The sequence below is a fragment of the Coprococcus sp. RTP21281st1_F1_RTP21281_210402 genome (assembly GCF_040915325.1).
GTDB lineage: Bacteria > Bacillota > Clostridia > Lachnospirales > Lachnospiraceae > Coprococcus > Coprococcus aceti.
On the sequence record NZ_JBCPDQ010000004.1, the window covers coordinates 1 to 12297 of the forward strand.

The window sequence follows — 12297 nt, forward strand, 5'->3', positions numbered from 1 at the left end:
AGCGTGAAGCCCCCCTCAAGATAAGATATCCCATCTTCGGAGTAAGACCCCTTGAAGACTACAAGGTTGATAGGCTTTGTGTGTAAGTGCGGTAACGCACTCAGCTGAGAAGTACTAATAGGTCGAGGACTTATCCTTAGAGGTTTCTAAGAGATAAGCTTTGGAGATACGCAAGTGTGCATGATATCTGCAAGGTGCAGAATCTAAGGCATACACAGTAAAGAATAAAGTTTACTTTGAAACAGTCGTTGGTTGTTAGATGGGGTTAGGTTACTAGCTTTCTGTGTGAAATTCTGAAGGTACAAAATAAAAGTACCGAGAAAATTTAACGCTGCAACAGGTGTTAAATTTTTTCTGTATATAGGGGATTGGTCAAATGGTATGATAGGGGTCTCCAAAACCTTTGGTGGGAGTTCGATTCTCTCATCCCCTGCTAAAAAGCCTTGAAAACTCAGTGTTTCAAGGCTTTATTTATATTAGTGGGAAGGAAAATGGCAAACTATGAAAAAGGAGAATGAACCACATTAATATAAAGGCAGTTCTATATATTTTATAGTGACTTTGGTGGAAAAATATGTAAAATATTATAATATAAAGTAAAGAGAAGAAGGGATTAATATGTATTACAATGATGTGCTTGATCTGATAGGGAATACTCCGCTTATGTGTCTGAAAAAGTCGACAGGATACAATATATTTGCCAAGGCGGAATTCCTTAATCCTGGTGGAAGTATTAAAGACAGGATCGCAAAAAATATGCTGGAGGTTGCAGAGAGCGAGGGAAAACTCAAGCCGGGAATGACTATTATAGAGCCTACGAGCGGTAATACCGGAATAGGGCTTGCACTCTGTGGTGTTCAGAAAGGTTATAAAGTGATAATTGTGATGCCAGAGAATATGAGTGAGGAGCGAAAGAAGGTTATCAGGGCATTTGGTGCTGAGCTGGTACTTACGGATCCGGTTCTAAGCATCGGTGGTGCTGTTGATAAGGCAAATGAGATAGCAGAATCTGATCCAGAGAAGTATTTCATGCCGCAGCAGTTTGTCAATCAGGCAAATCCAGATGCGCATTATCGCACAACAGCAGTTGAGATGTGTGAACAGCTTGGTCAGAAGATAGACATATATGTGTCTGGTGTTGGAAGTGGAGGCACTCTCCAAGGTATAGCTAAATATCTGTTGGAGAAAAATCCAGATACGAAGATTGTTGCCGTTGAGCCTAAGGGAGTGTCAGCGCTACATGGAGATGGCCCGGGAATCCATCAGATACAGGGAATAGGCGATGGATTTATACCGGATGTCCTGGATACATCACTGGTAACAGATGTGGTGGAAGTGGCGGATAAGGATGCCATTGAGATGGCGAGACGACTTGCCAAAGAACAGGGACTTCTTGTAGGTACGTCATCCGGTGCAAATGTATGGGCGGCTATGAAGATGGCAGAAAAATATGGGAAAGATAAAGTTATAGCCACTGTGATGGCGGACAGAGCTGAAAGATATTTCAGTGTAGGTTTATTATAAAATAGGAAATAAATTTATTTAGGGACATTTTCAGGAGATGCTATGTATGGTACAGTGGAAATGTCTCTATTTTATTGATTTAAATGTGTTATTTGAAAGAACGCAAAATATAAAACATGTAAGTATAAAGGAGAAAAAGAGATGGAGAGCATGTCCTGATATATACCAGTGTTATGAAAAATCCCAACGGTGATGGGGTATTGCAGAACCAGAGCATAGCGGTTGGTGATGGCGTTACATATAAAAAAATACAGAATAACCCGGTGGTGACTGGAGATATGCTGCCGGAGGGATTGAGCAGAGCGGATTTCAGAGATCCGAAGGCATGGCTTGAGGATGGCAGATACTATATGGCTGCAGGCTGTGTGGATCAGGATAATAAGGGGCTTGTGGTATTACTTTCGAGCGCTGATATGGAAAGCTGGACATTTGAGAGTATCCTTGCACGGAATGAAAGTGATCTGGGCGGCATATGGGAATGCCCTGATTTCTTCAAATTAGACGATCATCATGTACTTCTCGTATCGCCTACGGGAATGAAAGCAGAGCGATATGAATTCCACAATGGAAATAATTCTATCTATTTTGTTGGAGAATTTGATAAAGGTGAGAAGAAATTTGACGGTGGAGAGCCATTATCACTTGATTATGGAACAGATTTCTACGCGCCTCAGACTACACTTTTGCCGGATGGCAGAAGGATAATGATAGCGTGGATGCAGTCGTGGCATAATTTGTGGATACCCGGTGGACAGAAGTGGCAGGGAATGATGACGATTCCGAGGGAGATATCTCTGAAAAATGGACGCTTGATACAGAAGCCAGTGAGAGAGATAGAGAAGTATCATGCTAATATGGTCAGGTACTCAGATGAAGTAGTGAGTGGACGGCGTAGTCTGGAAGGTATAAGTGGAAGAAGCCTGGATGTGACATTTGTAATCACTGGAAACAAATACAGCAGATTTACCGTGAATCTGGCAAAGGGAAGCGGATATTATACTCGATTTATATATGACAGAGAAAATAATATAATAGAGATGGACAGGACATTTGCCGGATTTGAGAAAGATGTGGTGTGTATCAGAAGGGCCTGCGTGAAATCAGCAGAATGTTACGGGGATGTCAAGGGAAAGGTTGATGAACAGCAGGAGGCTCAAGATAGTATAAAGCTCAGATTTATACTGGACAGGAATTCGATAGAACTGTTTGTAAATGATGGAGCTATGACAATGAGCACGGCGATATATACACCTATTGAAGCGGATGGAATAGAGCTGTTATGTGAGGGACAGGCAGTCGTGGATGTGGAGAAGTATGATATCATTTAACAAAAGATGATCTTGCTCAATTGTTTAGTTGTTGCACTGCCAGGCATCAGTCTGGCGGTTCTCCAGGTTTCAGGTGCCTCCGTTCCAACATTGAGATGACAAGGAAAGTTGTCAAAAGTTATTGACAACTTTCCTTGTCATTTGTTATACTCCATTGTAAAAGAAATGACAACTATAGTTGTCATTTGGCATATATAATATATATAGCTTGAATTTGGAATGGGATTTTAGTGGTAAGAATTAAAATGGAGTTATGAGGATATGAGGAAAAAGCAAGGTGTAAATAAAAAGGACAATCTAAGTGAAAATGGCATGGATAAAGGTAATAAGAAATCTACCTGTGAAACACTACAAGCTATGTTTGAGGGCATGATCGTCTCCCAACCAGTGGACAAATTGAAGACGCAGGTCAAGGGGTATTCCGTGACACCGATCACAGAAAGAATGTTAAAGAAGCACAAGCTAGGAGATGCTATGGCTGAGGTCTGTGATATAAATGAGCTTGAGAATGAGATCCGGGAAAGTCTGAAGAAGGGGCTTCCGGTGTATGGATTTTTCAGGAAGAAACAGATGTGGAGCTGCTTTGTTTTTGAGAAAGAAGAGATTGCTAGGGATTTGTTGACGCCTGAACCAGAGAGTGGCAAGGATGTACTCAGTATATACAAGCTTAGAAAGTATTACATTCATCCTGAGGTGGAGGATCTGGCAGATGACATGATGGAGGTTGCCCACAGCAATGTGTATCAGAATGTGATAGATGTATTTGGAGATGGGAAGAGTGATGGATTCTTTTTGAGGGATAAAATATATGTGTGTAAGCGCGATAAAACCACTGGCGCACCACTTGGAATTATCATAGGTGTTGCACTTGGTATAGTGTATGGAATGCTGTTTGACAATTTGGCGCTTGGAATTTCCATTGGATTCTGTTTTGGAATAAGCTTTTCCATGATATGGGGGACATCCACACATAAGTATGCAGAGCATGGGCTGGCAGACAGAGCAGAAGCTGAAGATGCGGACAATGTAATAAAAGGATTGGGCTCTGATGGAGAGGACGGCATAAACAGATAATGGACCTGATTATGATGACAATACAGATTAACAAGCTGGAGGTGATATAGATGCCGCTGTACAACAGGCTGAAGGAATATCGGGCGAAGCTGGGAGTAAACCAGCAGGAGATGGGTGCACTGGTGCAGACATCAAGGCAGACGATAAGCCAGATAGAGAGGGGCGACTACAGCCCATCGGTGACACTGGCACTGAAGATCGCGAAGGTATGTGGTGTCAGCGTGGAGGATATATTCCAATACGAGGATGATAAGGAATGATTCCTGACATATGGATAAGGTCGTGTTAATTCATAGAATGAAAAGAGGATATGAGATGAAGGATACTGATAAAAAAGTGAACAAGAAAAGTAATCTGAAGATATATATAATATTTGCGGTCATGATCCTGGCAAGTCTGCTGGGAGGTTTCCTGGCGGGAAGGCTTGCCGCGGTGAACAAGGACACATTGGATGGAATCAACTGGGATCATATATGGTGGATAACAGCTGATACGCTGCCTATAGTATATGGTGTGCTCATGCTGGCGACGTTTGTGGTGTCATTTGTCATGTATGGGAAGATAAAGAGGATGATCAGAGGCTGGGACGGAGAGGACGAGGATGTGATAGTGGATATAGAGAGTCGGATCACGACTGCCTCATATCTCCCGTGTGTCATCGTGTTCGTTGGACTTGTGTTGTTTCCGGTGTGTATATACGCTGTGGACAGGACGTACAGTGATGGGCGTGGCACATTCCTGACAGTGCTGTCTGAGCTCGTATTTCTGATATCTATGGCACTGTATTGTGTGGTTGAAAAGCTTGTCATCGATGAAGAGAAGAAGCTTAACCCGGAGAAAAGCGGAAATATATTCGATATGCATTTTCGCCGTGACTGGGAGAACACATCGGACGAGGCTGAGCTTATCATGATAGCCAAATCCTCCAAGAAGGGATTTATGACTGGAATTAAGGCAGGATTTGTCATGTGGATACTTACGTTTATGAGTATGTTTGCATTTGACACAGGCGTGATGCCAATAGTGGCTGTTGGACTTGTGTTGATTGTAATGTATGTGGCTTATTGCAGAGAGTTTGTGAGACTACAGAAATAAAATAAATATATGTGATATAATGGCGGATGGCTGTATGACAATTGCAGGGCATTCGCCTTTTATTGTATGACACGGTCCTGAGATTTTTCATTGCCATACATATATATAAATGACCAGAAGGCAGAAAAATATAAAAAAATAGAGATGTAGGAATAGAGCTGTACTATTTTGGACAATAATATCTATGCGATGGGATGAATTTTAATCGAAAGGAGTATTGCTATGATATTAAAGGAAAAAGAGAAAACAGTTATCCAGGATCTTCAGACACAGGAGAAGTCCTGTGTGGAGAAATATGGAAGATATGCGGAGCAGGCGAAGGATCCTGAGCTTAAGAATCTGTTCCAGACTATACAGAAGGAAGAGCAGAAGCACTATGATTCACTTACCCAGGTGCTTGACGGACAGGTTCCACAGTGTGACTGCAATGACAGCGATGGAAAAGATTATGAGCCAAAGCAGACATACAAGATGATGGACGATTCCGAGGATAAGAAGAATGATGAGTTCCTTGCAACAGACTGTATTGGAACAGAGAAGCTTGTGTCAGGCGAGTACAATGGAGAGATATTTGCATTTGGCGAGAGCGCGGTGAGAAAGCTTCTGGCGGATATACAGATCGAGGAGCAGAATCATGCGGAGATGCTCTACAAGTATAAGGTCGCAAATGGAATGGTGTAGGGAAAAGCTTACACAAGGGAGCATAAATTGTAAGGAGGATATGTATCACATGTGGTATATATCCTCTTTTTTGTTGCAATGATTCGTTAAAGCAGCTAGTGAAAACTCTTTGTTTTGAATTGAGGTTTTATGCGGGGATGTATTCACAAAACGGATGACAAAATGTAGAATGTTATTATACATTCTGGAAAAAAGATAGCTAAATTTTAATAGGATGTATATAGGCAGGGATAACATTTTCAGAGAGGAGAATGTGACGTGAAAAGAAAATTTTACAGTGTACTGTATGTAGCAATATTTGCATTGCTGATGTCCGGGTGCAGTATGTCAGAAATTGCGGATGGCAGCAGGTCCGCGGTAAAGGGATATGAGAAGGAGACTGTAGAAGATACCTCAGAATCAGAGAATACCACAGTTGCGGAGAAAAAAGATAACACCGGCAACATGTCACCTGAAAGCAGTGCGGCAGCATCTGAGAATATTGCAGATCAGCAGGCTTCGAGCATGGAGATTGCTGATATTCCCATATATTCGGGAGAGGCATATTATGAGATAAATGGCAATGTGCCTTATTTCAGTGAGGATGAGATGGTGACGGAGGCATTTGAGAATTACAGCGACCTGGACTTTCTTGGAAGATGTGGAGTTGCCTATGCCAATATCTGTAAGGAGATTATGCCAACGGAGGAGCGCGGCGAGATCGGTATGATAAAGCCTTCAGGGTGGCATACAGTTAAATACAATGATCGTATAGACGGCAATTATCTGTATAATCGCTGCCATCTGATCGGATATCAGCTTGCCGGGGAGAATGCAAATGAAAAGAATCTGATAACTGGAACCAGATATCTGAATGTCACTGGCATGCTGCCATTTGAAAATGAGGTAGCTGATTATGTGGAAAGTACTGGAAATCATGTGCTTTACAGGGTTACACCTGTATACGATGGAGACAATCTGGTTGCGTCCGGAGTGCAGATGGAGGCGGAGTCCGTGGAGGATAAAGGCGCAGGAGTAAGTTTCAATGTGTATGTGTACAATGTACAGCCAGGCGTGATAATCGACTATGCTACAGGGGACAGCGAAGCGGATCCGGATTATGTGGTGCCGGGAGAGAATGCCAGCACTAAAGTATCAGAGGAAAAAGGAGATGATGACCAGACAGCAGAAGCTGGAATGATCGGAGAAACTCAGGATACGGAGTCAGATATTGGCAGTGATACATCGGAGATCCAGAAGGAGTCTGCGGATGAGGATACATACATAGTCAACACCAACACCGGTAAGTTTCATAAGCCATCATGCAGGAGTGTGAAACAGATGAAGGAAGCGAATAAATCTGAGAGAACGACCACAAGGGACGAGCTTATATCTGAGGGATATGAACCTTGTAAGAACTGCAATCCGTAGTTGAATTTGGCGGTGAATTCTGTTATACCCAAACCAAATTAGGAATAGGCGAGATCGCATCAGTCACGGCAAATACCATGGAGAATCTGGGAGATGTGGCTACGAGAGTAGTCATGCTTACGACTCAGGGACTTCTCGAGACATCCATGATCATACTCATGATCCTGCTCTGCGACTGGAGGATCGCGCTGGTATCACTTGCAGGAGTTGCCATATTCCTTGTGATAAATACTGTGATGCAGAATGCCGGCAAGCAGACGAAGAGACTCAATGCGGCAAATGAAGCCTGCGTCAGGGCAAATGTAGTGCTCGGACTTGACACAATGGATATAGATGGAAAGGAACTCAATCCTGAAAATCACGATATAGAGGTTAAGAATATAGAGTTCTCTTACGACAAGAGAAAGATAATAGACGGAATCTCACTCACCATACCGGAGAAGACAACGACGGCGATCGTCGGACCATCTGGCGGTGGAAAGACAACCCTGTGCAATCTGATCGCTAGATTCTGGGATGTGGATTTGGGTGAGATAACCCATGAAGAGGTTGTGGAGGCTGCAAATGTTGACCCTGAGAACGAGAAGGAGCTTACTCTTGCAGTGGACGCTCTGACAAAGGAGAAGACGATCATCATGATCGCCCATAGACTCAAGACCGTAAGACATGCGGATCAGATAGTAGTGGTGGATCGGGGAAGAATAGCCCAGAAGGGAACCCACGAGGAGCTCATGAAGCAGGATGGAATCTATAGAAGATTTGTAGACTCACGAGAGCTGGCGGTTAGCTGGAAGATATAAGTGAAATGTATCCTGTGAAACACAGAAGACAGGTGTCAGATAATCGACACCTGTCTTTTGCTTTGGGATATTAGTTATCAGTTCGCAGCCTACTCAAAATCGTCCTCATCATAATCGCAGTCACAGTTACAGCCGCCATCGCTGCAGTTGCCGTTGTATGAGCCAAATGTCTGGCTCTTTCTAGGAGAGCAGAGCATTCCGAGCACAAGCCCTGTGAGGAATGTGCAGATAGCGAAAAGCACGGCCTCTCTTGTTGAGTAGTCTTTATCCTTTACGACAACAGTGAATTTGTTCCATCCGTCTTTGATAGTTTTCATTGGTTTCATTGAAATCCCTCCTTATCATATTATATTGATAAATCCTGAATCAGGGAAAATCCCCCCATCTGTAATGAATTTCCCTGAACAGTTAATTACATGATACATCAACATCACACATCAGTCCACCCCTGGGCAGGAGACTTAAGAACAAAATGAGATTTGTGGAAGTCGATCAGCCCATCAGTCTTCATCCTGCCAAGTTCAGTAGACAGTCCACTGCGGTCCACGGACAGAAAGTCAGCGAGCTGCTGTCTGGAAAATGGTATGTCAAATTCGTTGCTGCCATGTCTGTGCATCTCCGATGACAGGTAGGAGAGCAACTTATCCCTGGTTGTTTTCTGGCTCATGTGCTTTGATTTTTCGCCGAGCCTCAGGTTCTTGCCGGCGAGATCGCACAGGAGATTTCTTATCATCTGATTATGTCTGCCACATGTTACCGGGCAGGTGGTGAGCATTTTTTGAACATTCAGAAACAATACAGAACTTGCAGCTTCAGCATATACGCTGACGTCGAGTGCGGAGCCAGGGGTACAGGCATATGATTCCGCAAAAGTGTGTCCGGGCAGGATGGCAGACATGACGCTTTGACCACCCCAGTAATCCTCCTGGATGACTATTGCTTTGCCTGTAAGCAGCAATCCTATATATTCTGTTGTGTTGCCAGCCATGAGAATACACTCATTTTTTTGGTATTTTTTGATGATTGCACCCAGACAGTCCAGTATGGAGTCAACGTCGTCGGCGATAATACCAGAAAAAAGACTGGATTTCAATAATGTGTCCATGTATTTGTTCATATTACCTCTTAGTGGGGACGCTTCTTTTGTCACAAGGATTGTCCCTGAAAAGTATAACATTTTTATGTTGAAAATTCAACATACACAAATGTTCTGACTGAATATAATGACGTTAAAAGCAGGAAAAAGATTGGAGGAAATATATATGATAAGAAGAGTTATACAGATAGACGAGGACAAGTGTAATGGATGTGGAGCCTGTGCAAATGCGTGCCATGAGGGTGCTATAGGCATGGTAAACGGCAAAGCAAAGCTGCTCAGAGACGATTATTGTGATGGACTTGGCGACTGCCTGCCGTCGTGTCCTACAGGAGCCATAACATTTGTGGAGAGAGAGGCGGCTGCGTATGATGAGGCGGCAGTCGTGGCAAACAAACAGGCAAGACTCGATGCAGAAAAATCCAGAAATATGGTTGGCTCAGGAGTGATGCATGAAAAAAGTCCGGCACACTCCGGTTGCCCTGGTTCCATGGCGAGAAGCATATTCAGGAGACCGGCAGCAGCTTCAGGTGAAGCAGTACAGGCAAGCTCATATGAACAGGCAGCAGTAGAATGCGTACAGAATACAACTGATAAAACAGTCAATCAGCAGGCGGGTGACATATATAATTATGAGCGCCCGAGCCAGCTCACACAGTGGCCGGTGCAGATCAAACTTGCCCCGGTAAATGCGCCATACTTTGATGGTGCAAAGTTGCTTATAGCGGCGGACTGTACAGCCTATGCCTATGCATCGTTCCACGAGAAATTCATAAAGGGACATGTGACTCTGATCGGCTGTCCGAAACTTGACAGTGTCGATTATTCAGAGAAACTTACAGAGATTATCAGGCGAAATGACATACAAAGTGTTACAATAGTCCGTATGGAGGTTCCTTGTTGTGGAGGACTGGAGATGGCTGCGAAGAAGGCACTTCAGGACAGCGGCAAGTTTATCCCATGGCAGGTTGCAACAATATCAATAGATGGAAGAATTCTTGACTGACATTCTCTTCACAGCACCATGAAAGGTAAAGACAATGGAAGATAAAATAAGAATTACAACTGAGACAGGCAGTCGTCTGGTCGGTGCTCTGATAGGGCTGGTGAGAGCCACTGATGGGATGATGCATGTGACTGATGATACAAATAACATAATAATAGAAGGTTTGCACATGTCTGATATTGCTCTTGGCATCTCTGATGCAGACATGAAGGCGATGATCGCAAGGGTGCATGCTGATAAGCATACAATTGTCCCTGACTGCAGTGTATGCGGTGCACCATGTGGCAGGACTGCAGATTATGACTGGGAGAGCGTGTACAGAGAAGAACGGACAGAGCACGAGGAAGGCAATAGAGATGGCAATGTGGCAGAGCCTTCTGTCATATCGGACGTGCGGATAGACATACTTTCCACACTTCAGAAGATATCCCACAGAGTGATCTCCGGGGAGATCAACGCAGATGGCGAGGTGAACTTCAGTGTGTGCAGGGCAGTATTTGCACTGGGGGAGAACTGGAGTGACGGCGAGCTTGAGAGAGTAGAGCGTGAGCTTGAAGATTTGTCAACCAACAACAGTATGTAACAATGGCACACAAAAATATAATACTTGAAAATAACAAGGCTTGGCGCATCACAGATGGAATGAAAGTGGTGCGCCTGTTAAAATTAATAAGAAAATACTTCATACTACAGGTATAAAGCCATTGCAAATACAATTATTCGGGAGTACAATAATCGGACGCATCAAATTAAATGATGAAAGAGATAATAACAGGAAAAGGTAACAAAAATGGGAAGTGCTGCTACGGGCTTTGTAAAAAATAATAAAAAGGTGACATGGAAAGAATTTGCCAGAATGCTGGCTGTGCTTGCTGTGCCTATTGCGATGCAGAATCTGCTGGCGACCACCGCTAGTATGGTTGATACCATCATGATAGGAAGTGAGGGCGAGATCGCCGTTGCGGCGGTTGGCGTGTGTGCACAGATAGGATCACTTTTGTTTTCAACATATTGGGGATTTGTCAGCTGCTCCCTTCTGTTCATGTCTCAATACTGGGGTGCCAAGGATCCAGAGGGAATGAACAAGGCATTTGGTCTGGCGATCATATGTGCGGGAATATTTGGAATAGCATTTGCGGTGGTGACTGTGGTTGCACCGGGGTGGATACTTGGAATATATACAGATAAAGTAGAGATCATAGCACTTGCGAAGCCATATATGAGAATAGTTGGATGGTCTTATCCGCTTCAGGTATTTGCCGCAATAATTACAGCACTCCTTAAGTCAACGGAGAGGGTGAAGGTGCCACTGGTATGCTCGGTCATCTCACTTTTACTCAACTTTTGTATAAATTTTGTGTTGATCTATGGTAAATTTGGTGCTCCCAAGATGGGAGTTGCTGGTGCGGCTATAGGTACACTGGTGTCTGGTATCGTGAACATAGCGCTGCTCATTCTGTATCTTGCAAAGAGCAGGCATGAGATAAAGTTCAGTGCGCGAAAGGCATTTGATATTGATATGGGATTTGTGAAGTCCTATGCGTCCAAGGCATTCCCGATCGTATGCAACGAGATCCTCTATGGCGTGGGCCAGATGATAATCAACGTTGTCATGGGACATCAGAGTGATTCCGCCATAGCCGCCATGGCTGCATTCCGTGTATGTGAAGGGTTTGTATATGCATTCTTTGGTGGTCTGGCAAATGCGTCCAGCGTTGCCGTGGGAAATGAAGTTGGCGCGGGTAATCTGGACAGGGGACTTTCCTATGCCAAGAGAGCTGCACTGGTATGTCCTGCCATCACATTCACAATTGTGCTCATCACGATGCTGCTGCACAATCCGCTGTTTGGATTGTTTGGACTCGGGGCTGAGGCGATGATGTACACAAAGTATATGCTTATAATATATCTGTTCTTCGGAGCAGTCAGAACATGCTGCTATATACAGAACGAGTGCTTCCGTGCAGGCGGTGAGGCCATCGTTGGAACAGTTATGGAGATCAGTGGACTGATGTTGTTTTCGGTCCCGGCTACATGGGTAGCAGGAATGGTGCTCAAGTTGCCATTCCTCGCAGTGTTCTCATTTGTTTACACGGATGAACTTCTGAGATTTGTCATACTGACACCGTACTTGTTAAAAGGAAGGTGGATCAAACCTATGACGGGACCTGGTCGCGCGGCACTTGATGAGTTCAGGGGCAGGATGAAGCGAAATAAGCATAGAGCGCGATAATCTATGGGGACGGAGAGGTCAGGTACCTCCGTCCCCTGTTTTGAAAAAGG

13 protein-coding genes, 1 tRNA gene, 1 rRNA gene and 1 pseudogene are annotated in these 12297 nt (G+C 44.0%); 14 read left to right on the top strand and 2 right to left on the bottom strand.

Annotation, left to right across the window (positions count from 1 at the left end; genetic code table 11):
• The 11 genes and pseudogenes from AB5150_RS06115 to AB5150_RS06165 all read left to right on the top strand — a co-directional run.
• Nucleotides 1-138, top strand: a 23S ribosomal RNA gene (locus AB5150_RS06115); the annotation flags it as partial.
• 224 nt (nt 139-362) lie between these two features.
• A tRNA-Trp gene (locus tag AB5150_RS06120) sits at nt 363-433 on the top strand.
• Nucleotides 434-618: 185 nt separating this feature from the next.
• Nucleotides 619-1524, top strand: a complete 906-nt coding sequence (gene cysK, locus AB5150_RS06125) for a cysteine synthase A (RefSeq protein WP_055147632.1) — start codon at nt 619-621, stop codon at nt 1522-1524.
• A 46-nt stretch (nt 1525-1570) separates the two neighbouring features.
• Nucleotides 1571-1717: a hypothetical protein gene (locus AB5150_RS06130; protein ID WP_368291495.1), complete on the top strand. Its 147-nt coding sequence runs from the start codon at nt 1571-1573 to the stop codon at nt 1715-1717.
• Nucleotides 1698-2852 carry a glycoside hydrolase family 32 protein gene (locus tag AB5150_RS06135; protein WP_368291496.1) on the top strand — a complete coding sequence of 385 codons (1155 nt, stop codon included), beginning with the start codon at nt 1698-1700 and terminating at the stop codon, nt 2850-2852. Before AB5150_RS06130 ends, AB5150_RS06135 begins: the two co-directional genes overlap by 20 nt.
• Before the next feature lie 261 nt (nt 2853-3113).
• Nucleotides 3114-3926 carry a hypothetical protein gene (locus tag AB5150_RS06140; protein ID WP_368291498.1) on the top strand — a complete coding sequence of 271 codons (813 nt, stop codon included), beginning with the start codon at nt 3114-3116 and terminating at the stop codon, nt 3924-3926.
• Between the two features lie 50 nt (nt 3927-3976).
• Nucleotides 3977-4186 (top strand): helix-turn-helix transcriptional regulator, encoded by a 210-nt coding sequence (locus AB5150_RS06145; protein ID WP_055147626.1) that lies wholly within the window; start codon nt 3977-3979, stop codon nt 4184-4186.
• Between the two features lie 55 nt (nt 4187-4241).
• Nucleotides 4242-5021 (top strand): DUF3169 family protein, encoded by a 780-nt coding sequence (locus AB5150_RS06150; protein WP_015533575.1) that lies wholly within the window; start codon nt 4242-4244, stop codon nt 5019-5021.
• Between the two features lie 222 nt (nt 5022-5243).
• Nucleotides 5244-5702 (top strand): ferritin-like domain-containing protein, encoded by a 459-nt coding sequence (locus AB5150_RS06155; protein ID WP_055147620.1) that lies wholly within the window; start codon nt 5244-5246, stop codon nt 5700-5702.
• 258 nt (nt 5703-5960) lie between these two features.
• The gene (locus AB5150_RS06160) at nt 5961-7112 is read left to right on the top strand and encodes a DNA/RNA non-specific endonuclease (RefSeq protein WP_368291499.1); all 1152 of its coding nucleotides are present in this window, start codon (nt 5961-5963) and stop codon (nt 7110-7112) included.
• 44 nt (nt 7113-7156) lie between these two features.
• Nucleotides 7157-7912 (top strand): annotated as a pseudogene (locus AB5150_RS06165) (ATP-binding cassette domain-containing protein); the annotation flags it as partial.
• Between the two features lie 89 nt (nt 7913-8001).
• Here AB5150_RS06165 and AB5150_RS06170 read toward each other — a convergent pair.
• Entirely contained in the window at nt 8002-8238 is a 237-nt protein-coding gene (locus AB5150_RS06170) for a hypothetical protein (protein ID WP_015533578.1), read from the bottom strand.
• A gap of 104 nt (nt 8239-8342) precedes the next feature.
• Nucleotides 8343-9029, bottom strand: a complete 687-nt coding sequence (locus tag AB5150_RS06175; protein WP_349093291.1) for a Crp/Fnr family transcriptional regulator — start codon at nt 9027-9029, stop codon at nt 8343-8345.
• Between the two features lie 145 nt (nt 9030-9174).
• Here AB5150_RS06175 and AB5150_RS06180 point away from each other — a divergent pair, with 145 nt between their 5' ends.
• The 3 genes from AB5150_RS06180 (at nt 9175) to AB5150_RS06190 (ending at nt 12247) form a co-directional block, all read left to right on the top strand.
• Entirely contained in the window at nt 9175-10014 is an 840-nt protein-coding gene (locus tag AB5150_RS06180; protein WP_055147605.1) for an ATP-binding protein, read from the top strand.
• A 34-nt stretch (nt 10015-10048) separates the two neighbouring features.
• Complete coding sequence (locus tag AB5150_RS06185) at nt 10049-10597, top strand: hypothetical protein (RefSeq protein ID WP_015533581.1); 549 nt, start codon at nt 10049-10051, stop codon at nt 10595-10597.
• Between the two features lie 207 nt (nt 10598-10804).
• Nucleotides 10805-12247, top strand: coding sequence for an MATE family efflux transporter (locus tag AB5150_RS06190; RefSeq protein WP_015533582.1), 1443 nt, complete (start codon nt 10805-10807; stop codon nt 12245-12247).
• The last annotated feature ends 50 nt before the right edge of the window (nt 12248-12297 follow it).

Coding starts and splice junctions, on each gene's coding strand:
- AB5150_RS06130 (WP_368291495.1), top strand. CDS start 1,571: ATGGTACAGTGGAAATGTCTCTATTTTATTGATTTAAATGTGTTATTT.
- AB5150_RS06135 (WP_368291496.1), top strand. CDS start 1,698: ATGAAAAATCCCAACGGTGATGGGGTATTGCAGAACCAGAGCATAGCG.
- AB5150_RS06170 (WP_015533578.1), bottom strand. CDS start 8,238: ATGAAACCAATGAAAACTATCAAAGACGGATGGAACAAATTCACTGTT.
- AB5150_RS06155 (WP_055147620.1), top strand. CDS start 5,244: ATGATATTAAAGGAAAAAGAGAAAACAGTTATCCAGGATCTTCAGACA.
- AB5150_RS06190 (WP_015533582.1), top strand. CDS start 10,805: ATGGGAAGTGCTGCTACGGGCTTTGTAAAAAATAATAAAAAGGTGACA.
- AB5150_RS06185 (WP_015533581.1), top strand. CDS start 10,049: ATGGAAGATAAAATAAGAATTACAACTGAGACAGGCAGTCGTCTGGTC.
- AB5150_RS06175 (WP_349093291.1), bottom strand. CDS start 9,029: ATGAACAAATACATGGACACATTATTGAAATCCAGTCTTTTTTCTGGT.
- AB5150_RS06140 (WP_368291498.1), top strand. CDS start 3,114: ATGAGGAAAAAGCAAGGTGTAAATAAAAAGGACAATCTAAGTGAAAAT.
- cysK (WP_055147632.1), top strand. CDS start 619: ATGTATTACAATGATGTGCTTGATCTGATAGGGAATACTCCGCTTATG.
- AB5150_RS06180 (WP_055147605.1), top strand. CDS start 9,175: ATGATAAGAAGAGTTATACAGATAGACGAGGACAAGTGTAATGGATGT.
- AB5150_RS06150 (WP_015533575.1), top strand. CDS start 4,242: ATGAAGGATACTGATAAAAAAGTGAACAAGAAAAGTAATCTGAAGATA.
- AB5150_RS06145 (WP_055147626.1), top strand. CDS start 3,977: ATGCCGCTGTACAACAGGCTGAAGGAATATCGGGCGAAGCTGGGAGTA.